This is a genomic window from Streptomyces sp. NTD107, assembly GCF_059510435.1.
In genome coordinates, this window is the sequence record NZ_JCAJZV010000001.1 from 438569 (window position 1) to 462939 (window position 24371).

Consider the following 24371-nt stretch of genomic DNA (forward strand, 5'->3'; position numbering starts at 1 on the left):
GACGGCATCCCCGCCCCCGAATACAAGGCCGCGACAGCGGTTATACGAAGGAAATTCCTCCACCGTGGATATCGCGTTTCTCTTCCCCTTCATTCTCCTCATCGGCGTCATGTTCCTGATGACGCGGTCGGCCAAGAACCGGCAGCGTCAGGCCATGGAAATGCGTGACGCGATGGAGCCCGGCACCGGTGTGCGGACCATCGGCGGAATGTATGCCGAGGTCAAGGAGGTCCGGGACGACACCGTCCTGCTGGAACTCGCACCGGGTGTGCACGCCCTGTTCGCCAAGAACGCCATCGGGGCGGTGCTGGACGCCGACGAGTACCAGCGCATCATCACCGGAGAGTCGCCGTACGACGACGAGGACACCCCCGTGGTCCCGGACGACGCCTCCTCGCTGACCGAGGGCGCCGGCGCCGATGACGCGGACCGGGTCGAACTGGGCAAGAAGGACTCCGCCGAGGCCGCCGCCGATGCCGACGCAGAGACCAAGACCGAGGACTCCACGCGCGACGGGGAGAACGGGTCCAAGTCCTGAGCCGCCGGTGCCGCCCGCCCCACCAGGGGATCGGCGCACCGGTCCGCCCGTCCATCACCCCGTCCGTCCGCGTGGCGGTCCCGGGCGCGGGTCGTAGGCAGAGAGAGACGAGAAGGTGGCGACACCGAAGAACGACTTCCGGTCCCCCAGGAAGCGGGACCTGTCCGGAGGTCAGGGGAAGCCGTGGCGCCCCCTGCTGCTGATCCTCCTGATCGTGGCAGGGCTCACGGCGGGCATGTTCGCCTCCGGGCACACCACGCCGCGACTGGGCATCGACCTGGCCGGGGGCACCAGCATCACGCTCTCGGCGACGACGGACGAGAAGAATCAGTCCGCCATCAACCCGACCAATCTGAACACCGCCGTCTCGATCATCGAGCGACGGGTGAACGGTCTGGGTGTCCAGGAAGCCGAGGTCCAGACCCAGGGCGACCGGAACATCATCGTCAACATCCCCAAGGGCACCGACAGCGAACAGGCCAGAGAGCAGGTCGGCACCACCGCCGAGCTGGGCTTCCGGCCGGTGCTCTCGGTGGGCTCGGCGCTCCCGCTCCCCGATGACACGGGCGACGGCACCGCCGACCAGGGCGACGGCACCGATCCGGGCACGGACGGCAGCGCCGACACCGGGGACACCGGCTCGGACAGCGCCGACACGGGCGACAGCGCCGACACCGGCTCGGACAGCGGCGACAGCGCCGACACCGGCTCGGACAGCGGCGACAGCGCCGACCAGGGCGACGGCACCACGGACCAGAGCCTGGCACCGACCGGCAACGGCGCGGCGACCGCCACCACCGCCTCCTTCCGTACGGACGACGCGGCCACCACGGACGACTCCGCCACCACCGACGACGCGGCCACCGACCCCGCGCAGGACCAGGCCCAGCAGGAAGCCGCGGATCTCCAGGCCCGGCTGGACGCGCTGGACTGCTCCACCGACGACGCCCGCAACGCCGCCCGCAAGGCGGCGGCCCAGGCGGACACCGACCAGCCCATCGTCTCCTGCGACGTGGACGGTGCCTGGAAGTACGCCCTGGGCCCGGTGGCGGTGCCCGGCACCGGTGTGAAGAGCGCCAACGCGGTCTACGAGACCCAGCGCGGCCAGGGCTGGATCGTGCAGATGGAGTTCACCAACTCCGGCGCCAACCAGTTCGCGGACGTCACCGGCGAGCTGGCCGCCCTGCCCTCGCCGCAGAACCAGTTCGCCATCGTGCTGGACGGCGAGACCGTCTCCGCGCCCAGCGTCAACCAGCGGCTCTCCGGCGGCAACGCCGAGATCTCCGGCTCCTTCGACCAGGAGAGCGCCGAGAACCTGGCCAACGTCCTCAAGTTCGGCGCGCTGCCGCTGACCTTCGAGGAGTCCAGCGTCACCACCGTGTCGCCCATGCTGGGCGGCGAGCAGCTCCAGGCGGGTCTGATCGCCGGCGCCATCGGCCTCGGCCTGGTGGTGCTCTACATGCTGTTCTACTACCGGGGCCTGTCGCTGATCGCGCTGGCCTCGCTGGTGGTCTCCGGGATACTGACCTACTCGATCATGGCGCTGCTCGGCCCGGCCATCGGCTTCGCGCTGAACCTGCCGGCCGTCTGCGGCGCGATCGTCGCCATCGGTATCACCGCCGACTCCTTCATCGTCTACTTCGAACGGATCAGGGACGAGATCCGGGAGGGCCGCACCCTGCGCACCGCCGTGGAGCGCGGCTGGCCACGCGCCCGGCGCACCATTCTGGTCTCCGACTTCGTCTCGTTCCTGGCCGCGGCCGTGCTCTTCGTGGTCTCGGTCGGCAAGGTGCAGGGCTTCGCCTTCACCCTGGGCCTGACCACGGCCCTGGACGTGGTGGTGGTCTTCCTGTTCACCAAGCCGGTCATGACGCTGCTGGCCCGGAAGAAGTTCTTCTCCGGCGGCCATGCCTGGTCCGGACTCGACCCCAAGCGGCTCGGCATGTCCCCGCCGCTGCGGCGTACCCACAAGCCGGTGACCGTTCCCAGCGACCCGAAGGAGGCGTGAGATGTCACGGCTCGGTGATCTCGGAGCCCGGCTCCACCGCGGCGAGATCGGCTACGACTTCGTCGGCAAGCGCTGGCTGTGGTACGGCGTCTCCATCCTCATCACGATCCTCGCGTTCACCGGCCTCGGGGTCCGGGGACTGCACATGGGCGTGGAGTTCTCCGGCGGTGCCGTCTTCACCACGGAGGCCACCGACGTCAGCGTGGAACGGGCCCGGGAGGTCGCCGAGGAGGCATCCGGCAGCCAGGCCCTGGTCCAGTCGCTCGGCAACAACGGCGCGCTGCGGATCCAGGTCTCCGGCCTGGACACCGAGCAGTCCCAGGTGACCCGGGAGGCGCTCGCCGACGAGCTCGGCATCCCGGCCCAGGACCTCAACGCCGAACTGGTTGGCCCCAGCTGGGGCTCCCAGATCGCCAACAAGGCGTGGCAGGGTCTTGCCATCTTCATGGTGCTGGTGGTCATCTATCTCGCCATCGCCTTCGAGTGGCGGATGGCCCTGGCGGCGCTGATCGCGCTCATCCACGACCTCACCATCACGGTCGGGGTGTACGCCCTGGTCGGCTTCGAGGTCACCCCGGGCACCGTGATCGGTCTGCTGACCATCCTCGGCTACTCGCTGTACGACACGGTGGTGGTCTTCGACGGTCTGAAGGAGACCACGAAGAACTTCACCAAGCAGACCAGCTTCACCTACGGCGAGCTGGCCAACCGTTCCCTGAACGGCACCCTGGTGCGCTCGATCAACACCTCGGTGGTCGCCCTGCTGCCGGTGGCGGCGCTGCTGTTCATCGGTGGCGGGGTGCTCGGCGGCGGCATGCTCAACGACATCGCGCTGTCGCTGTTCGTGGGGCTGACCGCCGGTGCCTACTCCTCCATCGTGATCGCCACCCCGCTGGTCGCCGACTTCAAGATCCGTGAGCGCCCCATCAAGGCGCACGACAAGAAGGTGCTGGCCAAGCGGGCGAAGCGGGCCGCGGAGGAGGAGGCCGGCACGGTGTCCGAGTCCGTGTCCGAGTCCGAGGTCGACGACACGCCGGTCGGCGGACCCGACGAGGACCAGGACGAGGCCGCCGCGGCGGCCGGCTCCGTGGTCGGCCCGCGGCGTCAGCCGGCCTCCCGCAACCGGGGCCGGGGCCGCCCGTCCGGAAAGCGGCGGTGACCCGATGACCTCGGTGACCCCTGACGCGGCCGGGCTGCGCGGCCTGCTGCTCGACCGGATCCGCGATGTCCCCGACTACCCCGAGCCGGGGGTGCTCTTCAAGGACATCACGCCGCTGCTCGCCGACCCGGTGGCCTTCGGAGCCCTCACCGACGCGCTGGCCGAGATCGCCGAAACCACCGGCGCCACCAAGGTGGTCGCCCTGGAAGCCCGCGGGTTCATCCTGGCCGCCCCGGTGGCGGTACGGGCCGGCATCGGCTTCATCCCGGCCCGCAAGGCCGGCAAGCTCCCCGGCGCCACCCTCGGGCAGCGCTACGAGCTGGAGTACGGCAGCGCGGAGATCGAGATCCACGCCGAGGATCTCACCGCGCAGGACCGGGTACTGGTGATCGACGACGTGCTGGCCACCGGTGGCACCGCCGAGGCGGCGCTGCGGCTGGTCAGCCGCACCGGCGCCCAGGTGGCCGGGTTCGCCGTGCTGCTGGAGCTGTCCTTCCTGGCCGGCCGCGACCGCGTGCTGGCCGAGCTGGGCGATGCCCCGCTGCACTCCCTCATCACCCTCTGAGACCGGCCCACAGCGCCCCGGACCGTGCCCCGCACGGTCCGGGGCGCTGCCGCGTTCCGCGGGCCGGTCCGCTGCGCCCGGCGGGAGCCGTTGCCCTAGGCTCGATACCATGGCAGTCCGATCGTTCTCCGGCCGGACTCTCCTTGGGCCCAGAGAGGCCCGGAGTACCGCTCCCTGTGCCGACCGTCCGCGGGCGGGACAGGGCCCGAAGAGGAGTGCCCTTGCCCGACGAGTCCCCGCCGCTCACCTCCACCCAGCGGAAGAAGACCGCACCGTCACCGGCCGCCACCCGGCGTGACGGTTCGGACGCCCACGCCCCGGCGCCGCCGGCCGCGGTGTCCGGGGTCTCGGGCCGCTCCGGCTCCTCCAACCGGGTACGGGCCCGGCTCGCGCGGCTCGGCGTCCAGCGCTCCAGCCCGTACAACCCGGTCCTCGAACCCCTGCTGCGGGTGGTCCGCGCCAACGACCCCAAGGCCGACACCGCCGTACTGCGGCAGATAGAGCGCGCCTATCAGGTGGCCGAGCGCTGGCACCGGGGCCAGAAGCGCAAGAGCGGCGACCCGTACATCACGCATCCGCTGGCGGTGACCACCATCCTGGCCGAGCTGGGCATGGACCCGGCCACCCTGATGGCGGGGCTGCTGCACGACACGGTGGAGGACACCGAGTACGGCCTGGACACCCTGCGCCGGGACTTCGGCGATCAAGTGGCACTGCTGGTGGACGGCGTCACCAAGCTGGACAAGGTCAAGTTCGGCGAGGCGGCCCAGGCCGAGACCGTGCGCAAGATGGTGGTGGCCATGGCCAAGGACCCGAGGGTCCTGGTCATCAAGCTCGCCGACCGGCTGCACAACATGCGCACCATGCGGTTCCTCAAGCGGGAGAAGCAGGAGCAGAAGGCCCGCGAGACCCTGGAGATCTACGCCCCGCTGGCGCACCGGCTGGGCATGAACACCATCAAGTGGGAGCTGGAGGACCTGGCCTTCGCCATCCTCTACCCCAAGATGTACGACGAGATCGTCCGGCTGGTGGCGGAGCGCGCCCCCAAACGGGACGAGTATCTGGCGACCGTCATCGACGAGGTGCTCGGCGATCTGCGCGGTGCCCGGATCAAGGCCACCGTCACCGGACGGCCCAAGCACTACTACAGCGTCTATCAGAAGATGATCGTGCGGGGCCGGGACTTCGCCGAGATCTACGACCTGGTGGGCATCCGGGTCCTGGTGGACACCGTCCGCGACTGTTACGCCGCACTCGGCACGGTCCACGCCCGCTGGAACCCGGTTCCGGGGCGGTTCAAGGACTACATCGCGATGCCCAAGTTCAACATGTACCAGTCGCTGCACACCACCGTGATAGGGCCGGGCGGCAAGCCGGTCGAGCTCCAGATCCGTACCTTCGACATGCACCGGCGCGCCGAGTACGGCATCGCCGCGCACTGGAAGTACAAGCAGCAGGCCCAGGCCGGCGCCTCCAAGATCCGCTCCGACGCCCCCAAGAAGGGCGACAAGGGCGAGGGCGTCAACGACATGGCCTGGCTGCGGCAGCTGCTGGACTGGCAGAAGGAGACCGAGGACCCCGGGGAGTTCCTGGAGTCGCTGCGCTTCGACCTGTCCCGGCACGAGGTGTTCGTCTTCACCCCCAAGGGCGATGTGATCGCGCTGCCGGCCGGCTCCACCTCCGTGGACTTCGCCTACGCGGTGCACACCGAGGTCGGGCACCGCACCATAGGGGCAAAGGTCAACGGCCGGCTGGTGCCGCTGGAGTCCACCCTGGACAACGGCGACACCGTGGAGATCTTCACCTCCAAGGCCGAGGGCGCCGGCCCGTCCCGTGACTGGCTGGGCTTCGTCAAATCACCCCGGGCCCGTAACAAGATCCGTGGCTGGTTCTCCAAGGAGCGCCGTGACGAGGCGATCGAGCAGGGCAAGGACCTGCTCACCCGCGCCGTGCGCAAGCAGAATCTGCCGATCCAGCACGTCCTCACCGGCGACTCGCTGGTCACCCTCGCCCACGAGATGCGCTACCCGGACATCTCCTCGCTGTACGCGGCGATCGGCGAGGGGCATGTCTCCGCGCCGAGCGTGGTGCAGAAGCTGGTGCAGGCCGTGGGCGGCGAGGAGGCGGCCAGCGAGGACATCGCGGAGACCGCGCCGCCGATGCCGGTCCGCGGCCGGCGCCGCTCCACCGCCGACCCCGGCGTGGTGGTCAAGGGCGCCGACGACGTGTGGGTCAAGCTGGCCCGCTGCTGCACCCCGGTGCCGGGCGACCCGATCATCGGCTTCGTCACCCGGGGCAACGGCGTCTCGGTGCACCGCACCGACTGCGTGAACGTGGACGCGCTCTCCCGGGAGCCGGAGCGGATGCTCGCCGTGGAGTGGGCCCCCACCCAGTCCTCGGTGTTCCTGGTCGCCATCCAGGTCGAGGCGCTGGACCGCTCCCGGCTGCTGTCGGACGTCACCCGGGTGCTCTCCGACCAGCACGTCAACATCCTGTCCGCCGCCGTACAGACCTCCCGGGACCGGGTCGCCACCTCCCGCTTCACCTTCGAGATGGGCGACCCCAAGCACCTGGGGCACGTACTCAAGGCGGTGCGGGGCGTGGAGGGCGTCTACGACGTCTACCGGGTGACGTCGGCCCGCCGCCCCTGAGTCGCCGCCGAGCCGGCCCGGAGCGTCCGGAAACGGCGGTGGCCCCCGTACGGAGTTCGTCCGTACGGGGGCCACCGCCGTGCCGTGTGCGCCCGGTCAGCCGCCGAACTCGGCCAGGCCCTTGAGCGCCTGGTCAAGCAGCGCCTGCCGGCCCGCCAGCTCCTTCTCCAGCCGGTCCGCCTTGGAGGCGTTGCCCGCCGAGCGGGCCTGCTCGGCCTGCCGGCGCAGCTTGTCCACCGCGTCCTGGAGCTGACCGGTCAGCCCCGCCGCCCGGGCCCTGGCCTCCGGGTTGGTACGCCGCCACTCGGCCTCCTCGGCCTCCGCGACGGCCCGCTCCACCGTGTGCCAGCGGCCCTCGATGGCGCCCTTGGCGTCACGCGGCACATGCCCGATCGCCTCCCAGCGCTCGCCGATGGAGCGCAGCGCCGCCCGGGCCGCCTTGACGTCGGTGATCGGCAGCAGCTTCTCGGCCTCGGCCGCCAGCTCCTCCTTGCGGGTCAGATTCTCCCGCTGCTCACCGTCGCGCTCGGCGAAGAGCGTGCTGCGGGCCTGGAAGAAGACATCCTGCGCGGCCCGGAACCGGGTCCACAGATCCTCCTCGGCGTCCCGGTGCGCCCGGCCCGCCGCCTTCCACTCGGTCATCAGCTCCCGGTAGCGGGCCGCCGTCGCACCCCAGTCGGTGGACGAGGACAGCGCCTCGGCCTCACCGATCAGCTTCTCCTTGCGGCGCCGGGTCTCCTCGCGCTGCGCGTCCAGCGAGGCGAAGTGCGCCTTGCGGCGCTTGGAGAACGCCGAACGGGCCTGCGAGAAGCGGTGCCACAGCTCGTCGTCCGCCTTGCGGTCGAGCCGGGGCAGGCCCTTCCAGGTGTCGACCAGGGCCCGCAGCCGCTCACCGGCCGACCGCCACTGCTCGCTGCCCGCCAACTCCTCGGCCTCGGCGACCAGCGCCTCCTTCGCGGCCCTGGCCTCCTCGCCCTGCTTGGCGCGGGCCTCCTTGCGCTCGCGGCGGCGCTCCTCGACCACGGTGCCCAGCGCGTCCAGACGGCGCCCCAGCGCGGCCAGATCGCCCACCGCGTGCGCCGCGTCCACCTGCTCCCGCAGATGACCGATGGCCGTCTGGGCGTCCTTGGCGGACAGATCGGTGGTCCGTACCCGGCGCTCCAGGAGACCGATCTCCACGGCCAGGCCCTCGAACTTGCGCTCGTAATAGGCGAGCGCCTCCTGCGGGGAACCGGCCTGCCACGAACCGACGGTCCGTTCACCGTCGGCGGTGCGCACGTACACGGTGCCCGCCTCGTCGACCCGCCCCCACGCTCCGCCGGCCGACGGGCCGCCGGCCGGCTCGCTGCCCGCATCGCCCGCTGCTACCCCGTTCGCTTCTCCGCTCGACAGGTCAAGCGTCGGCTCAGTACCTGTCTGCGGCCCGGTAGCCGGTCGCGCGTCGCCCGCTGCTACCCCGTTCGCTTCTCCGCTCGACAGGTCAAGCGTCGGCTCAGTACCTGTCTGCGGCCCGGTAGCCTGTCGCGCGTCGCTCACGGCGCCTCCTCACACGATGCCGTCGCTTCGCGCCACGGCATCTTCCACGAATTTCATCGGGCCCATCTGATCGGGGAGGGGCCCTGTACCCCGCCAAACATAGGCGACGGTCCGCCCGGCTGTCCGCCCCTGACGGAACGGAATTCCCGCCGGGCGTCCCTCAGCCCGCCTCCACCGTCGCCGACTCGATCACCACGGTGGCGTTCGGCGGGGTGTTCCCGGTGGTCGGATCGGTCGTGCTGCCGGCCGCCACGATGGTCTCCAGCACATCGAGACCCGAGGTGACCGTACCGAACGGGGTGTAGTCCGCCGGCAGCGGGCTGTCCTCGTACACCAGGAAGAACTGGCTGCCGCCGGAGTCCCGGCCGGTGTCCTCCTGCGGGTTGTACTGATTGGCCATCGCCACCGTGCCCGCCGGGTAGATGCCGTCCGCCACCTCGGGGGCGTCCAGATTCTCGTCCGGGATGGTGTACCCCGGCCCGCCCATGCCGGTGCCCGTCGGGTCGCCGCACTGGAGCACGTGAATGCTGTCGGTCACCAGCCGGTGGCACGGGCTGTGGTCGAGGTAGCCCTCTCCCGCCAGGAAGGCGAAGGAGTTGACCGTGTGCGGGGCCGCCGCGGCGTCCAGCGCGATCTCGATGTCGCCACAGGTCGTCGTCAGCCGCATCGTGTACGACGCCGCCGTGTCCACCGTCAGCTCCGGCTCCGCGTCCCACTGCTGCTCGGACGGCGCGCCCTCACCCGGGGCGGCGCACGGATCCTCCACCGGCGGAGCCTCGGTCTCCTGGTCCACCGGATCCTGCGCCGCCGCGTCCGTGGTGTCCTTGTCATCACTGAAGACGCCCATGGCAAGGGCCGTGCCGCCGCCCGCCACGAGCACCACCAGCACGGCCGCGAGTACGGCCTTGCGCCGCCGCGCCCTGCGCCACCGCTCGCCCCGGCGCTCCTGCTGGCGCTCCCACTTCGCCCGGGCGAGCTGCTTGCGCCGCTGCTCCTTGCTGACCACGCTGCTCTCCTCCTGGTCCTGACGTTCCCGGTAAGCCTTGCGCCACCGTATACGGGTTCGCCCGCCACGTACCGTCGCCGGTAGGCTTCCCGATCACAGCCGAAGCCGAGAACCACATAAGGACGCCTGTGCTCATCGCTGGCTTCCCCGCCGGGGCCTGGGGGACCAACTGCTACCTGGTCGCCCCCGCCGCGGGCGAGGAGTGCGTGATCATCGACCCCGGGCACCGGGCCGCCGAAGGGGTCACCGCCACCATCGCCCGGCACCGGCTCAAGCCGGTCGCCGTGCTGCTCACCCACGGCCATCTCGACCATGTCGCCTCGGTGGTCCCGGTCTGCGGCGCCCATGACGTGCCCGCCTGGATCCATCCCCGGGACCGCTACATGCTGACCGACCCCGAGAAGGCCCTGGGCCGCGCCGTCGGGCAGCAGCTGCTGGGCGAGCTGACCATCGGGGAGCCCGGCGATCTGCGCGAGCTGACCGACGGCAGCACGCTGGAGCTGGCCGGCCTCACCTTCGGCGTCGCGCACGCCCCGGGCCATACCCAGGGGTCGGTGACCTTCGGGATGCCGGAAGCCGAGGACATCCCCCCGGTGTTCTTCTCCGGTGACCTGCTGTTCGCCGGCTCCATCGGACGCACCGATCTGCCCGGCGGCGACCACGCCGCGATCCTGCGGTCGCTGGCACGTGTCTGCCTGCCGCTGCCGGACTCCACGGTCGTCCTGTCCGGGCACGGCCCCCAGACCACCATCGGCACCGAGCGCGCCACCAACCCGTATCTGCGGGAGATCGCCGCCGGTCAGGGCACCGGGAACACCCCGGCGCCGCGACGAGGAATGTGAAGACGTCTTTCCGTGAGCACCTTCTCCGCCCCCAAGGGCACCTACGATCTGCTGCCCCCCGACTCCGCGGTCTTCCTCGCCGTGCGCGAGGCCATCGCCGCACCGCTGCGCCGGGCCGGCTACGGCTATGCCGAGACCCCCGGGTTCGAGAACGTCGAGCTGTTCTCCCGGGGGGTCGGTGAGTCCACCGACATCGTCTCCAAGGAGATGTACACCCTCACCACCAAAGGCGGCGACCACCTGGCGCTGCGCCCCGAGGGCACCGCCTCTGTCCTGCGCGCGGCGCTCCAGAGCAACCTCCACCGGGTCGGCAATCTGCCGGTCAAGCTCTGGTACTCCGGCTCCTTCTACCGCTACGAGCGGGCCCAGGCCGGGCGCTACCGGCACTTCTCCCAGGTCGGTGCCGAAGCGATCGGCACCGAGGACCCGGCACTGGACGCCGAGCTGATCATCATGGCGGCCGACGCCTACCGGGGGCTCGGGCTGACCCGGGTACGGCTGCTGCTGAACTCACTGGGCGACGCCGAGTGCCGCCCCGCCTACCGCGCCGCCCTCCAGGACTTCCTGCGCGCGCTGGACCTGGACGAGGACACCCGGGCCCGGATCGAGATCAATCCGCTGCGGGTGCTGGACGACAAGCGGGAGTCCGTACAGCGGCAGCTCACCGGGGCGCCCATGATGCGCGACCACCTGTGCCAGGCGTGCAAGGCGTACCACGAGCGGGTCCGCGAACTGCTGACCGAGGCCGGCATCGCCTTCGAGGACGACCCCAAGCTGGTGCGCGGCCTGGACTACTACACGCGCACCACCTTCGAGTTCGTGCACGGCGGCCTCGGCTCCCAGTCGGCGGTCGGCGGCGGCGGGCGCTACGACGGGCTCTCGCAGATGATCGGCGGCCCCCCGCTGCCCTCGGTGGGCTGGGCGATCGGTGTGGACCGTACGGTGCTGGCGCTGCGTGCCGAGGGCGTCGGGCTCGATCTGCCGGCCGCCACCGACGTCTTCGCGGTGCCGCTGGGCGAGGAGGCGGCGCGCGCGCTGTTCGCCCTGGTCACCACGGTGCGCCGGGCCGGGATCGCGGCGGATCTGGCGTACGGCGGCAAGGGCCTGAAGGCCGCCATGAAGGCGGCCAACCGCAGCGGCGCCAAGTACGCCCTGGTGGCCGGTGAGCGCGATCTGGCCGAAGGCGTGATCCAGCTGAAGGATCTCGTCAGCGGCGAGCAGCGGCCGGTGCCGGCCGCCGACCTGGTCACGGAGCTGACGCGACTGCTCGGCTGACCGGGGTACGCCGAACGGGTGACGCGGGACCCTTGGCCAGGGCCGCCACTGGTGCAGAATTGGGGCCGTATCCGACGACGAGCGGGAATGGCGAGATGACGGCATCGGCGGTAGACGTGGCACGGACGCAGGAGCCTGCTCAGGACGACCCGGGGGTGGTGGGAGCGGGTCGCGGCTTCGCGCTGCTGCTGGTGATCACCGGCTTCATGGGTCTGCTGGCCGCGTGGGTGATCACCCTGGACAAGTTCCACCTGCTGGAGGACCCGGACTTCACCCCGGCCTGTAGCCTCAACCCGGTCGTCTCCTGCGGCTCCATCATGGAGAGCGATCAGGCGTCGGCCTTCGGGTTCCCCAACCCGATGCTGGGCCTGGTCACCTACGGCGCGGTGATCGCGATCGGCATGGGGCTGCTGGCCGGGGCCCGCTACCGGCGCTGGTTCTGGCTCGGCCTCCAGGGCGGCACCCTGTTCGGCGTGGCCTTCTGCACCTGGCTCCAGTACCAGTCGCTGTACGAGATCAGCGCGCTGTGCCTGTGGTGCTGCCTGGCCTGGGTCGCCACGATCTTCATGTTCTGGTACACCACGGCGCACAACATCCGGCACGGCATCATCCCCGCGCCGGCCGGGCTGAGGCGGACCTTCGAGGAGTTCCACTGGGTCTTCCCGGTGGTGCACGTCGCGATCATCGGCATGCTGATCCTCACCCGCTGGTGGGACTTCTGGACCAGCTGATCCGCCCCGGACGGACTGTCGGTGGGGTGACTTAGGGTTTCCGGTGTGGAGCCCGATCTGTTCACCGCCGCCGCGGAAGACCGTCAGGAGCGCGATCCGTCCGCCAGTCCGCTGGCCGTCCGGATGCGCCCGCGCACGCTGGAGGAGGTCCTGGGACAGCGGCATCTGCTGCGTCCCGGATCGCCGCTGCGCCGACTGGTGGGGGAGAGCGGCGGCGGTCCTGCCGGGCCGTCCTCGGTGATTCTGTGGGGGCCGCCCGGCACCGGCAAGACCACCCTCGCCCATGTGGTCAGCAAGGCCACCGACAAGCGCTTCGTGGAACTGTCGGCGATCACCGCCGGGGTCAAGGAGGTGCGCTCGGTCATCGAGGGCGCCCGCCGCTCCTCCGGCGCGTACGCCCGGGACACCGTGCTGTTCCTGGACGAGATCCACCGCTTCAGCAAGGCCCAGCAGGACTCGCTGCTGCCCGCCGTGGAGAACCGCTGGGTCACGCTGATCGCCGCCACCACGGAGAATCCTTACTTCTCGGTGATCTCGCCGCTGCTGTCCCGCTCCCTGCTGCTGACCCTGGAGCCGCTGACCGAGGACGATCTGCGCGGGCTGCTGCACCGCGCGGTGGCCTCCGAGCGCGGGCTGAACGGGGCGGTGGGGCTGCCGGCGGACAGCGAGGCACATCTGCTGCGGATCGCCGGGGGGGACGCCAGACGGGCGCTCACCGCCCTGGAGGCCGGCGCGGGTGCGGCGCTCGCCAAGGGGGAGCCGGAGATCACCCTGGCCACTCTGGAGGACGCCGTGGACCGGGCCGCGGTCACCTATGACCGGGACGGGGACCAGCACTACGACGTGGCCAGCGCGCTGATCAAGTCCATCCGGGGCTCGGACGTGGACGCGGCGCTGCACTATCTGGCCCGGATGATCGAGGCGGGGGAGGACCCCCGCTTCATCGCCCGGCGGCTGATGATCTCGGCCAGCGAGGACATCGGGATGGCCGATCCCACGGCGCTGACCACGGCGGTGGCGGCGGCACAGGCGGTGGCGATGATCGGCTTCCCCGAGGCTTCGCTGACCCTGAGCCAGGCGGTGATCGCGCTGGCACTGGCGCCCAAGTCCAACGCGGCCACGGTGGCGATCGGCGCCGCGCTCGCGGATGTCCGGGCGGGTCTGGCCGGGCCGGTGCCGGGGCATCTGCGGGACGCGCACTACAAGGGCGCGCAGCAGCTGGGGCACGGGGTGGGCTATCAGTACCCGCACGATCTGCCGGACGGTATCGCGGCCCAGCAGTACGCGCCGGACGCGGTGCGCGACAAGCGGTACTACCGGCCGACCCGGCGCGGCGCCGAGGCGCGCTACGCGGAGGTCGCCGAGCGGGTACGGGAGCGGCTGGCCGGGGGCGGCAAGGACCCCCGGCCGTAGCGTTCCTGCTCCGACTCCCGGCTGCTACTCCTCAGCGGCGGCCTCGAAGAGGTGGCGCATGGCCCGCCGCAGTTCGCCCACGTCCCGTACCGGCTCGGGGAATTCGAAGCGGGCGTCGAAGCAGTGTTCGCCGGCGCAGAACCGCACTCGCAGCCCGAACCGGTCCAGTCCGAGCGGCACCACCTGCCGCCACGCTCCGCAGCTGTTGCCCCGGTCCCCCAGCAGGGCGCACAGCGAGCGCAGTTGCTCCTCGTGGGAGGCGGCCAGATGCTGGAGCAGTTCGGCCTCGTGCCGGACCAGCGGATCGGGTGCCGCCGCCGCGAACTCGTCGGGCTCCACCTGGGCGGCGCCCCACAGATCGTCCGTGTACGCCTCGCCCACCTCCAGCCGCAGCATGGTCCAGTCCGGGCCCGGCACCGGACCCGCCGGATGCCGCCGGGCCAGCAGCTCGGCACCGGCCGCCCGCTCGGCCCCGGTGACAGCGGTCAGCCACCCGGCGACCCATCCGCGGCCCCGGATACGATGGGGTACGGAGACGGGGGCGACGTCAGTGATCTCCATCACGGCGGTAAGATCGTCACCTTGGGCATGAACGGCGGCTCTGGCCGCCGGGGCACGTGCCGGGATCAGCAGCACCACATCGCCGGAGGCCGCGACCGCGCGGGACTCGGGCGTGCTGAGCCCCGGTTCGTCCAGTTCGGTGCCCGGAATGGTCAGACTCGCTGACGCGTTCGACTCCACGAGGGTGCGCACGCGCTCGGCTGCGGTGGGTTGTTGGGTGCTGATGGCGCTCCCAGGTCGAAGCATGCGTTCTCCTCCGCTAAGGTAAGCCTCACCTAACTTACACGGAGGTTTGTTCCACGTGAACCAATCACGCCCCAAGGTCAAGAAGTCGCGGGCGCTCGGCATCGCACTGACCCCCAAGGCCGTCAAGTACTTCGAGAAGCGCCCCTACCCTCCCGGCCAGCATGGGCGTGGCCGGAAGCAGACCAGTGACTACAAGGTCCGGCTGTTGGAAAAGCAGCGGTTGCGCGCCCAGTACGACATCAGCGAGCGGCAGATGGTCCGCGCCTACGACCGTGCTCGCAAGGTCGAAGGCAAGACCGGTGAGGCTCTGATCATCGAGCTGGAGCGGCGACTTGACGCGCTGGTGCTCCGCTCCGGTCTGGCTCGTACCATCTACCAGGCCCGCCAGATGGTCGTACACGGTCACATCGCGGTCAACGACCGCAAGGTGGACAAGCCCTCCTTCCGGGTCCGCCCGGACGATGTGGTCACCGTCCGCGAGCGCAGCCGGGAGAAGCACCCCTTCCTGGTCGCCCGCGAGGGTGGCTACGCGCTGGACGGCGAGACCCCGCGCTACCTCCAGGTCAACCTCCAGGCCCTGGCGTTCCGGCTCGACCGGGACCCGCAGCGCAAGGAGATCCCGGTGGTCTGCGACGAGCAGCTGGTCGTGGAGTTCTACGCCCGCTAACTCGCGATCCCGCGGCCGTACCCCGGCTCTCCCCCATCGGGGAAGGGGTACGGCCCGGGGGGCGTGAACCGCTCCACCGGCCGCCGCAGCGACACCCTGACGGCCGCCGCCCGTACCGGCGCCGGGCCGCCGTCCCCGGGCCGCAGCGCCCGGTCCACCGCCGCCCGGAGATCCAGCGCCGCACCCTCGCGCCGCGCCTCCAGATAGTCCCGCTCACCCAGCGCCGCCCGGGCGATCCGCTCGCACTCCAGATGCGGCGCGTTGAAGTACCGCGAGCCGAACAGCGGCATCCCCACCGAGGGCCACAGCCGCTCCGCCGCTCCCTGGAGCACCGCCGCCTCCCGCGCCCGGTCCTCGTTCACCACGACCAGCGCCAGCAGCTCCAGCATCAGCACGGTCGCCACCAGATCCCGGAAGCCCGCGCTGATCGCCAGACCCTCCCGCAGCAACTCCCCGGCCCGCGCCGCCTCGCCCCGCGACCAGGCCGTGAAACCCAGGCCGTACAGGGCATAGGACCGCGCCCACAGCTCCCCGTGCTCCACGCATTCCCGGCGCACCTCCTCGCACAGCGCGACCGCGTGCGGCAGATCACCCCGGAAGGCGACCGCCAGGGCCAGCTCGACCCGCCCCAGCAGCACATGGCTGTTCAGCTCGCCCAGCTCCGCGTACCGCTCCAGCGCCGTGCCCAACAGCTCCTCGGCGCGCCGCACATCGTCCCGGATCAGCGCCAGGGAACCCATCCGCAGCATGCTGTAGGCGGCGGCCCGGTCGTCCCCCGTACGGTCCGCCTCCTCGGCGCACTCGTGCAGCGCAGCCAGCGCCGCGGCGGTGTCGCCCTGGAGCACGGCCACATAGCCGGCCAGGCCCAGCGCGCGCAGCCGTACCCCGCCATCCCCAGCCCTCTCCGTGCCGGTGTGCGCCGGCTCGCACCGCTCGCGCTCCAGCGCCCGCTCCAGCCAGTGCCGGCCCTCCTGGATCCGCCCGCAGCCCACCCAGCAGAACCACAGCGCGCCGGCCAGATACAGGGCATGCCGCGGGTCGTCGTCCTCGTCCACGGCGAACTCCAGCGCCGCCCGCAGATTGCCGAACTCATCCGTGATCCGGACCGCGACCTCCTCCTGGCGCGGGGAGAACCACTCCAGCTCGCACCAGGTGACCAGGCCCGTGTACCAGTCGCGGTGCCGCTCCCGCAGCCGGCGGGTCTGACCGGTGGCCGCCAGCCAGTACCCGCCGTACGCCCGCAGGGTGTCCAGCATCCGGTAGCGCACCCCGGACGGCGCGTCCTCACGGGTCACCACGGACTGGGCGACCAACTGACCCAGCACGTCAAGCACCTGGTCGGCGGGGAGTTCGGGGCCCGAGCAGACGTACTCGGCCGCCTCCAGGTCGAAGGCCCCGGCGAACACCGAGAGCCGCGCCCACAGCAGCCGCTCCCGGGGCGAGCACAGCTCATGGCTCCAGCCCACCGCGGTGCGCAGCGTCTGATGGTGCGGGGGCGCGTCCCGGCTGCCCCCGGTGAGCAGGGCGAAGCGGTCATCGAGCCGCTCCAGCATCTGCGACAGCGACAGGGTGCGCAGCCGGCCCGCCGCCAGCTCCAGGGCCAGCGGGATGCCGTCCAGCCGCTGGCACAGATCCGCCACCTGCGCCCGGTTGTCCGGCGTGATCGCGAAGCCGGGCTGTACGGCGGCGGCCCGGTCCGCGAAGAGCGCGGCGGCGTCCGGGGCCGCCAGCGGGGCCAGTGGGAAGAGCTGCTCCCCGGCGATCCCCAGCGGCCGGCGCCCGGTGGCCAGCACCCGCATCCCCGGCAGCCGGCGCAGCAGGTCCCGTACCAGGTGGGCGGATTCCGTCACCAGATGCTCGAAGCCGTCCAGTACCAGCAGCAGCCGGCGGTTGGCCAGCTGCTCCAGCAAGGTGGTGCGCGGCGCCCGCCCGGAGTGATCGGTCAGCCGCAGGGCCGCCACCACGCTGTGTTCCAGCAGCTGGGGATCGCGCAAGGTGGCCGGCTCGACCAGCCAGACGCCGTCGCAGAACCGTTCCTGCAACTGCCCGGCCGCGCGGGCCGCCAGCCGGGACTTGCCCACCCCGCCGGTGCCGGTCACCGTCACCAGCCGGGATCTGCTCACCCACTGACGTAACCCGTCGAGTTCGGTCTCCCTGCCGTGGAACGTGGTCAGCTCCACCGGGAGATTGCCCGGCGTACGCCGGGAGCGGGAGGAGTCCCGAGCCGGTGATCCGGCGCCCTCAATGCCTCGCATGAGAAACGGAGCGTACTCGGAAGTAAGCAGAACGTACAAACCTGAACGATTATCTCCGCCGTACCCTTGGCAGCACGCGCGAATATGCGGTACAGGGGCGCCCCGCCGGCGCGATAAGGTCGGGACCTGCCGCCGAAGCCGCCCGGCCGTCTGTCATGGTCAGCGGCGCGGCGCCCCCAACTGTCGGAGAATCCCCGAGGGAAGCGGTGCACGTGACCGGTGGAGAAGTGGCCGGCCTGCTGGTGGCTGTCTTCTGGGCGATCCTGGTCTCCTTCCTGGCCGTCGTGCTGGTGAGGCTGGCCCAGACGCTCAAGGCGGCCACCCGCCTGGTGACGGCGGTGACCGAGCAGGCCGTTCCGCTGCTCGGCGAGGCTTCCGCCACGGTGCGCACCGCGCAGACCCAGCTGGAGCGGGTGGAGACCATCACCACCGACGTCCAGGAGGTCACCTCCAACGCCTCCGCGCTCTCCGCCACGGTGGCCACCACCTTCGGCGGCCCGCTGGTCAAGGTCGCGGCCTTCGGCTACGGCGTACGCCGGGCACTCACCCGGCGCCCGGCCGGGCCCGAGCCGGCCGCCCGGCGCACCATCACCGGCCGCCGGCTGCCCGCCCCGCGCGCCCGGGCGCGCCGGGGCCGCAAGGACTGAGGAGCCCGACCATGTTCCGCCGCGCCTTCTGGTTCACCACCGGCGCCGCCGCCGGCGTGTGGGCCACCACCAGGATCCAGCGCAAGCTGCGTACCCTCGCGCCCGACAGCCTCGCCGCGAAGGCCGCCGACCAGGCAGCCGCCGCCGGGCACCGGGTGCGCGACTTCGCCCTCGACGTACGCTCCGGCATGGCACAGCGGGAGCACGAACTCACCGAGGCCCTCGGGCTCACCACCGACCCCGACGGCCCCGCCGCCGAGCACCCGAACCCGACCACCACCCTCCGGGCCGTGCCGCGCCCGACCGAACCCCGGGCCGTCATCCCCGGCCCCCACCCGACCCGAAAAGAGGACCACTGATGGAGTCGGCTGAAATCCGCCGCCGCTGGCTGAGCTTCTTCGAGAAGCGCGGGCACACCGTGGTGCCCTCGGCGTCGCTGATCGCGGACGACCCCACGCTGCTGCTGGTCCCCGCCGGCATGGTGCCGTTCAAGCCGTACTTCCTCGGCGAGGTCACCCCGCCCTACCCGCGCGCCGTCAGCGTGCAGAAGTGCGTGCGTACCCCGGACATCGAAGAGGTCGGCAAGACCACCCGGCACGGCACGTTCTTCCAGATGTGCGGCAACTTCTCCTTCGGCGACTACTTCAAGGAAGGCGCCATCACCCTCGGCTGGGAACTGCTCACCTCCTCCCAGGAGTCCGGCGGCTACGGCCTGGACCCCGAGCGGCTGTGGATCACCGTCTACGAGGGCGACGACGAGGCCGAGCGGATCTGGCGCGAGGTCATCGGAGTGCCCGCCGAGCGTGTGCAGCGGCTCGGCAAGGACACCAACTACTGGGACATGGGCGTCCCCGGCCCCTGCGGCCCGTGCTCCGAGATCAACTACGACCGCGGCCCGGAGTTCGGTGTCGAGGGCGGCCCGGCCGTCAACGACGAGCGCTACGTGGAGATCTGGAACCTGGTCTTCATGCAGTACGAGCGCGGCCCCGGCGAGGGCAAGGACTACCCCGTCCTCGGGGACCTGCCCGCCCAGAACATCGACACCGGGCTCGGCCTGGAACGTCTGGCGATGATCCTCCAGGACGTCCACAACATGTACGAGACGGACACCCTGCGGGTCGTCATCGACAAGGCCAGCGAGCTGACCGGGGTGCGCTACGGCGCCGACGGGCACTCCGATGTCGCGCTGCGGGTGGTCGCCGACCACATGCGCACCTCCGTGATGCTCATCGGCGACGGCGTCACCCCCGGCAACGAGGGCCGGGGCTACGTGCTGCGCCGCATCATGCGCCGCGCCGTGCGCAACATGCGGCTGCTGGGCGCCGATGGTGTGGTCGTCGGTGAGCTGGTCGACGTGGTCCTCAAGACCATGGGTCAGCAGTACCCCGAACTGCTGACCGACCGCAAGCGCATCGAGACCGTCGCGCTCGCCGAGGAGGCCGCCTTCCTCAAGACCCTCAAGGCCGGCACCAACATCCTCGACACCGCCGTCACCGACACCAAGGCCGCCGGCTCCGGCGTGCTCTCCGGCGACAAGGCGTTCCTGCTCCACGACACCTGGGGCTTCCCCATCGACCTCACCCTGGAGATGGCCGCCGAGCAGGGCCTGTCCGTGGACGAGGCGGGCTTCCGGCGGCTGATGAAGGAGCAGCGCGAGCGCGCCAAGGCCGACGCCCGCGCCAAGAAGCAGGGCCACGCCGACCTGTCCGCCTACCGCGAGGTCGCCGACGCCTCCGGGGGCACCGAGTTCATCGGGTACCTGGACACCTCGGGTGAGGCCACCGTGGTCGGGCTGCTCGTCGACGGGCTGAGCGCCCCCGCCGCCCACGAGGGCGACGAGGTCGAAGTGGTGCTGGACCGCACCCCGTTCTACGCCGAGGGCGGCGGCCAGCTCGCCGACACCGGCCGGATCGCCTTCTCCTCCGGCGCCGTGGTCGAGGTCCGCGACGTCCAGCGGCCGGTCCCCGGGGTCGTGGTGCACAAGGGCGTCGTCCAGGTCGGTGAGGTGACGCTGGGCGCCGCCGCCGACTGCCGGATCGATGTCGCCAGGCGCCGCTCCATCGCCCGCGCCCACAGCGCCACCCACCTCACCCACCAGGCGCTGCGCGACGCGCTGGGCCCCACCGCCGCCCAGGCCGGCTCGGAGAACGCCCCCGGGCGCTTCCGCTTCGACTTCGGCTCCCCGACCGCCGTGCCCGGCTCGGTGCTCCAGGACGTGGAGCAGAAGATCAACGAGGTGCTGGCCCGCGATCTCGATGTCACCGCCGAGGTGATGTCGATGGCGGAGGCCAAGAAGCAGGGCGCCATCGCCGAGTTCGGTGAGAAGTACGGCGACCGGGTGCGGGTGGTGACCATCGGCGACTTCTCCAAGGAGCTGTGCGGCGGTACCCATGTCCACAACACCTCGCAGCTGGGTCTGGTGAAGCTGCTCGGCGAGTCCTCGATCGGCTCCGGGGTACGCCGGGTGGAGGCCCTGGTCGGCACCGACGCCTACCGGTTCCTGGCCAAGGAGCACACCGTGGTCGCCCAGCTGACCGAGCTGGTCAAGGGCCGGGCCGAGGAACTGCCGGAGCGGATCTCCGGGATGCTGGGGCGGCTGCGCGAGGCCGAGAAGGAGATCGAGCGGTTCCGCGCCGAGAAGGTGCTCCAGGCCGCCGGCGGCCTCGCCTCCGGGGCCCGCGACATCCATGGCGTGGCGCTGGCCGCCGGGCGGGTGCCGGACGGCACCGGCGCGGACGATCTGCGCAAGCTGGTGCTGGATGTCCGTGGCCGGATCCCCGCCGACCGGCCGGCCGTGGTGGCGCTGTTCACCGTGGTCAAGGACCGTCCGCTGACCGTCATCGCCACCAATGAGGCGGCCCGTGAGCGCGGTTTGAAGGCCGGCGACCTGGTGCGTACCGCCGCCAAGGCGCTGGGCGGCGGCGGGGGCGGCAAGCCCGACGTGGCCCAGGGCGGTGGCCAGAACCCGGCCGCCATCGACGACGCGCTGGCCGCCGTCGAGCGGCTGGTCGCCGGGAGCGCGTGAGCGTGATGCGACGCGGCAGACGACTCGCCGTCGATGTCGGCGAGGCCCGGATCGGGGTCGCGAGCAGCGACCCCGACGGGCTGCTGGCCACCCCCGTGGAGACCGTCCCCGGGCGTGATGTGCCCGCCGCCCAGCGGCGGCTGGCCCAGCTGGTGGCCGAGTACGAGCCGCTGGAGGTCGTCATCGGGCTGCCCCGGTCCCTCAGCGGAAGCGAGGGGCCGGCGGCGGCCCGGGTGCGGGCCTTCGCCCAGGAGACCGCGCGGGCGATCGCGCCGGTGCCGGTGCGGCTGGTGGACGAGCGGATGAGCACCGTCACCGCCGCCCGGTCGATGCGGGCCTCCGGAGTGAACGCCAAGAAGGGCCGCTCGCGCATCGATCAGGCCGCGGCCGTGGTGATCCTCCAGAGCGCGCTGGAGGCGGAGCGGGTGTCCGGCAGCCCGCCGGGGCAGTGCGTCGAAGTGGTTGTCTGATCGCGATACGGTAACGTTCCGCGCGACATGGCATGTCGTTCCAGCAGACCCCGCCGCGGCGGGGTCACCGAGGGGCCTTCTCGCCCACGAGAGTGAATGGCTGCCGCCTGCGTCACAAGGGGATCGATGACTGAGTATGGCCGGGGCCCTGGCGCCCAAGGGTGGCAGCCCGAAGACCCGCTCTACGGAGATCAGGGCTGGGCCGACGGGCAGGGCCCCCAGGGCACCCAGGGTGCCCCGCAGGGCCAGGGCGACCCCTATGGCTCCTGGGACCAGTACGGCCAGCAGCAGTACCAGGAGCAGCAGCCTTACCAGCAGTACCAGCAGCAGCCGCACGATCCGTATCAGCAGTACCCACAGCAGCAGCAACCTTACCCTGAGCAACAGCAGTTCCACCAGCAGCAGGACCAACAGCAGGGCTACTACCAGCAGCCGGGCCAGGACCAGGGCTGGGACGCCCAGGGCCAGGGTCAGTACTACGCCGACCCGTACGCCCAGCAGCAGGGCGGGGGTTACGGCACCACCGGCTACCAGGACCCGTACGGCGGGCAGCAGCAACAGCAGGGCTACCCCGCCCCCGACGGCTACCAGCAGCAGCCCGGACAGCAGCCGCAGCCCGGCCCGCAGCAGCAGCCGGGGCAGCCGGGGCAGCCGGAGCCCGCGATCCGGCAGCGGCGGCCGGAGCCGGAACCGGCCGGTGCCCCGGGTGCGCCGGGACCGGACCCGGAGACCGGCTGGGACCCGGGGCCCGATCAGGGCGAGACCGACTTCTTCTCCCGGGCCGACGATGACGACGACTGGGACGACGAGCCGCGCGGGCGTGAACGCCGCGGCGGCAAGGGCAAGACCAAGGGCAAACAGCGCAACGGCTGTGCCTGCCTGGTCGTCGCCGTGGTGCTGGCCGGCGGCCTCGGCGGCGCGGCCTACTTCGGCTACGACTTCTACCAGAGCCGCTTCGGCCCGGCCCCCGACTACGCGGGGGAAGGCACCGGCGAGGTCCAGGTCACCATCCCGGCCGGGTCCTCCGTCTCCGCGATGGGCAACCTGCTCAAGGAGGCGGATGTCGTCAAGAGCCACGACGCCTTCGTCGCCGCCGCCACCAAGGACGGCGTCGCCCCCATCCAGGCCGGCGTCTACACCCTGCGGCAGCAGATGTCCGCCGAGGCCGCCGTCGCGATGCTGACCGACCCGGCTCAGCTCAACACGCTGATCATCCCGGAGGGTCTGAGGGCTTCCCAGATCTACACCGCCATCGACCTCAAGCTCGAACTGGCGGAGGGCACCACGGAGGAGGTCGCGGGCAGCGCCGATCTGGGACTGCCGGACTGGGCCGAGGGAGATGTGGAGGGGTTCTTGTTCCCCGCCCGCTACGACGTCGGGGACAGCACCACCCCGGAGTCCCTGCTGAGCGAGATGGTGGACCGGGCCGAGGCCGAGTTCACCCAGATCAATCTGACCGCCCAGGCCGAGCAACTGGGTTTCACACCGCGCGAGGTCATCATCATCGCCTCGCTGGTGCAGGCCGAGGCCCAGCTGGACGAGGAATTCGGCAAGGTCTCCCGGGTCATCTACAACCGACTGGACGTGGACATGCCGCTGGGCTTCGACTCCACGATCAACTACGCCAAGGGCACGTCCGACCTCGACATCACCATCGAGGACACCAAGCTGGATTCGCCCTACAACACCTACAAACACACCGGTCTGCCGCCCGGTCCCATCAACAACCCGGGACACGACGCCTTCGAGTCGGCGGCCTCGCCGACGGAAGGCCCCTGGCTGTACTTCGTCACCGTCAAGCCCGGGGACACCAGGTTCGAGGTGGAGTACGACAAGCACATGGAACACGTTGAGGACTTCAACGCGGAACAGGCCAGGAACCGCGAGAACAACGACTGATGACCAGCACACCGCCGCACCGCAGGGCCGCCGTCCTCGGCTCGCCCATCGCCCACTCGCTCTCCCCGGCACTGCACCGCGCCGCCTACACCGCGCTCGGCCTGCCCGGCTGGAGCTATGACCGCTTCGAGCTGACCGAGGACGGCCTGCCCGGCTTCCTGGCCGGCCTCGGCCCCGAATGGGCCGGGCTGTCGCTGACCATGCCGCTCAAGCGCGCCGTCATCCCGCTGCTGGACGAGATCGGCGAGGAAGCCGCCGCCGTCGAGGCGGTCAACACCGTGATCCTCGGCCCGGACGGCCACCGGCGCGGCGAGAACACCGATGTCCCGGGGCTGGTCGCCGCGCTGCGCGAAGCGGGCGTCACCCGGGTGCCCCGGGCCGCCGTGCTCGGCGCCGGAGCCACCGCCGCCTCGGCGATCGCCGCGCTGGCCCAGCTGTGCGACGGGGAGGTCACCGCCTATGTGCGCGGCCCCGGGCGGGCCGCGCAGATGCGCGGCTGGGGCGAGCGGCTCGGCGTCCCGGTCACCACCGCCCCCTGGGACGACGCCGCACAGGCGCTGCGCGCCCCGCTGGTCATCGCCACCACCCCGGCCGGCGCCACCGACCCGCTGGCCACCGCCGTACCGCCCGCGCCCGGCATCCTCTTCGACGTGCTGTACGAGCCCTGGCCCACCGCGCTGGCCGCCGCCTGGTCGGCGCGCGGCGGCCGGCTGCTGGGCGGCCTGGACCTGCTGGTGCATCAGGCGGTTCTCCAGGTCGAGGCGATGACAGGCCTGAGCCCCGCGCCCCTGAAGGACATGCGCGCGGCCGGCGAAACGGCCCTCGCGTCCCGCCAGGTGTGACCTCGTCCGGGTTCCGGACGCAGCCGCCGGCCGTG

General features: G+C 71.5%; 20 protein-coding genes. 16 read left to right on the forward strand and 4 right to left on the reverse strand.

The window, feature by feature from the left end; genetic code table 11:
• Positions 1-64: 64 nt before the first annotated feature.
• From yajC to AC5WRL_RS01940, 5 genes are all read left to right on the forward strand, one after another.
• Positions 65-538 carry a preprotein translocase subunit YajC gene (gene yajC / locus AC5WRL_RS01920; RefSeq protein WP_496086448.1) on the forward strand — a complete coding sequence of 158 codons (474 nt, stop codon included), beginning with the start codon at positions 65-67 and terminating at the stop codon, positions 536-538.
• A 115-nt stretch (positions 539-653) separates the two neighbouring features.
• Entirely contained in the window at positions 654-2546 is a 1893-nt protein-coding gene (gene secD, locus AC5WRL_RS01925; protein WP_496086449.1) for a protein translocase subunit SecD, read from the forward strand.
• Between the two features lies 1 nt (position 2547).
• Positions 2548-3705, forward strand: a complete 1158-nt coding sequence (gene secF, locus AC5WRL_RS01930; RefSeq protein WP_496086450.1) for a protein translocase subunit SecF — start codon at positions 2548-2550, stop codon at positions 3703-3705.
• A 4-nt stretch (positions 3706-3709) separates the two neighbouring features.
• The gene (locus tag AC5WRL_RS01935) at positions 3710-4270 is read left to right on the forward strand and encodes an adenine phosphoribosyltransferase (RefSeq protein ID WP_496086451.1); all 561 of its coding nucleotides are present in this window, start codon (positions 3710-3712) and stop codon (positions 4268-4270) included.
• Between the two features lie 221 nt (positions 4271-4491).
• A complete protein-coding gene (locus tag AC5WRL_RS01940; protein WP_496086452.1) occupies positions 4492-6921 on the forward strand; it encodes a RelA/SpoT family protein in 2430 nt (809 codons plus the stop codon).
• 96 nt (positions 6922-7017) lie between these two features.
• Here the strand turns inward: AC5WRL_RS01940 and AC5WRL_RS01945 are convergent, their stop codons facing one another.
• Both AC5WRL_RS01945 and AC5WRL_RS01950 read right to left on the reverse strand, forming a co-directional pair.
• Positions 7018-8205, reverse strand: coding sequence for a DUF349 domain-containing protein (locus tag AC5WRL_RS01945; protein ID WP_496086453.1), 1188 nt, complete (start codon positions 8203-8205; stop codon positions 7018-7020).
• A gap of 412 nt (positions 8206-8617) precedes the next feature.
• A complete protein-coding gene (locus AC5WRL_RS01950; protein WP_496086454.1) occupies positions 8618-9463 on the reverse strand; it encodes a peptidylprolyl isomerase in 846 nt (281 codons plus the stop codon).
• 128 nt (positions 9464-9591) lie between these two features.
• Here AC5WRL_RS01950 and AC5WRL_RS01955 point away from each other — a divergent pair, with 128 nt between their 5' ends.
• From AC5WRL_RS01955 to AC5WRL_RS01970, 4 genes are all read left to right on the forward strand, one after another.
• Positions 9592-10305 (forward strand): MBL fold metallo-hydrolase, encoded by a 714-nt coding sequence (locus tag AC5WRL_RS01955; RefSeq protein ID WP_496086455.1) that lies wholly within the window; start codon positions 9592-9594, stop codon positions 10303-10305.
• Between the two features lie 12 nt (positions 10306-10317).
• A complete protein-coding gene (gene hisS / locus AC5WRL_RS01960; protein ID WP_496086456.1) occupies positions 10318-11580 on the forward strand; it encodes a histidine--tRNA ligase in 1263 nt (420 codons plus the stop codon).
• Between the two features lie 95 nt (positions 11581-11675).
• Positions 11676-12311 (forward strand): vitamin K epoxide reductase family protein, encoded by a 636-nt coding sequence (locus tag AC5WRL_RS01965; RefSeq protein WP_496086457.1) that lies wholly within the window; start codon positions 11676-11678, stop codon positions 12309-12311.
• Between the two features lie 45 nt (positions 12312-12356).
• The gene (locus AC5WRL_RS01970; RefSeq protein WP_496086458.1) at positions 12357-13724 is read left to right on the forward strand and encodes a replication-associated recombination protein A; all 1368 of its coding nucleotides are present in this window, start codon (positions 12357-12359) and stop codon (positions 13722-13724) included.
• Between the two features lie 24 nt (positions 13725-13748).
• Here the strand turns inward: AC5WRL_RS01970 and AC5WRL_RS01975 are convergent, their stop codons facing one another.
• Complete coding sequence (locus AC5WRL_RS01975; RefSeq protein WP_496086459.1) at positions 13749-14531, reverse strand: DUF2470 domain-containing protein; 783 nt, start codon at positions 14529-14531, stop codon at positions 13749-13751.
• A gap of 55 nt (positions 14532-14586) precedes the next feature.
• On the opposite strand from AC5WRL_RS01975, the gene rpsD reads away from it, so the two are divergent.
• Entirely contained in the window at positions 14587-15198 is a 612-nt protein-coding gene (gene rpsD, locus AC5WRL_RS01980; RefSeq protein WP_043176910.1) for a 30S ribosomal protein S4, read from the forward strand.
• Here the strand turns inward: rpsD and AC5WRL_RS01985 are convergent.
• On the reverse strand, positions 15195-17453 hold the full coding sequence (locus tag AC5WRL_RS01985; protein WP_496086460.1) for an ATP-binding protein: 2259 nt from the start codon (positions 17451-17453) through the stop codon (positions 15195-15197). The genes rpsD and AC5WRL_RS01985 overlap by 4 nt on opposite strands.
• 212 nt (positions 17454-17665) lie before the next feature.
• On the opposite strand from AC5WRL_RS01985, the gene AC5WRL_RS01990 reads away from it, so the two are divergent.
• The 6 genes from AC5WRL_RS01990 to AC5WRL_RS02015 all read left to right on the forward strand — a co-directional run bounded on the left by AC5WRL_RS01990 (position 17666) and on the right by AC5WRL_RS02015 (position 24336).
• Positions 17666-18100, forward strand: coding sequence for a DUF948 domain-containing protein (locus AC5WRL_RS01990; RefSeq protein WP_496086461.1), 435 nt, complete (start codon positions 17666-17668; stop codon positions 18098-18100).
• Between the two features lie 11 nt (positions 18101-18111).
• Positions 18112-18459, forward strand: a complete 348-nt coding sequence (locus tag AC5WRL_RS01995; protein ID WP_496086462.1) for a DUF6167 family protein — start codon at positions 18112-18114, stop codon at positions 18457-18459.
• On the forward strand, positions 18459-21125 hold the full coding sequence (gene alaS, locus AC5WRL_RS02000; protein ID WP_496086463.1) for an alanine--tRNA ligase: 2667 nt from the start codon (positions 18459-18461) through the stop codon (positions 21123-21125). The genes AC5WRL_RS01995 and alaS overlap by 1 nt, the downstream gene beginning before the upstream one ends.
• Before the next feature lie 5 nt (positions 21126-21130).
• Complete coding sequence (gene ruvX, locus AC5WRL_RS02005) at positions 21131-21595, forward strand: Holliday junction resolvase RuvX (RefSeq protein WP_496086792.1); 465 nt, start codon at positions 21131-21133, stop codon at positions 21593-21595.
• Positions 21596-21721: 126 nt separating this feature from the next.
• Positions 21722-23494, forward strand: a complete 1773-nt coding sequence (gene mltG, locus AC5WRL_RS02010; protein WP_496086464.1) for an endolytic transglycosylase MltG — start codon at positions 21722-21724, stop codon at positions 23492-23494.
• Positions 23494-24336 (forward strand): shikimate dehydrogenase, encoded by an 843-nt coding sequence (locus tag AC5WRL_RS02015; protein WP_496086465.1) that lies wholly within the window; start codon positions 23494-23496, stop codon positions 24334-24336. The genes mltG and AC5WRL_RS02015 overlap by 1 nt, the downstream gene beginning before the upstream one ends.
• The last annotated feature ends 35 nt before the right edge of the window (positions 24337-24371 follow it).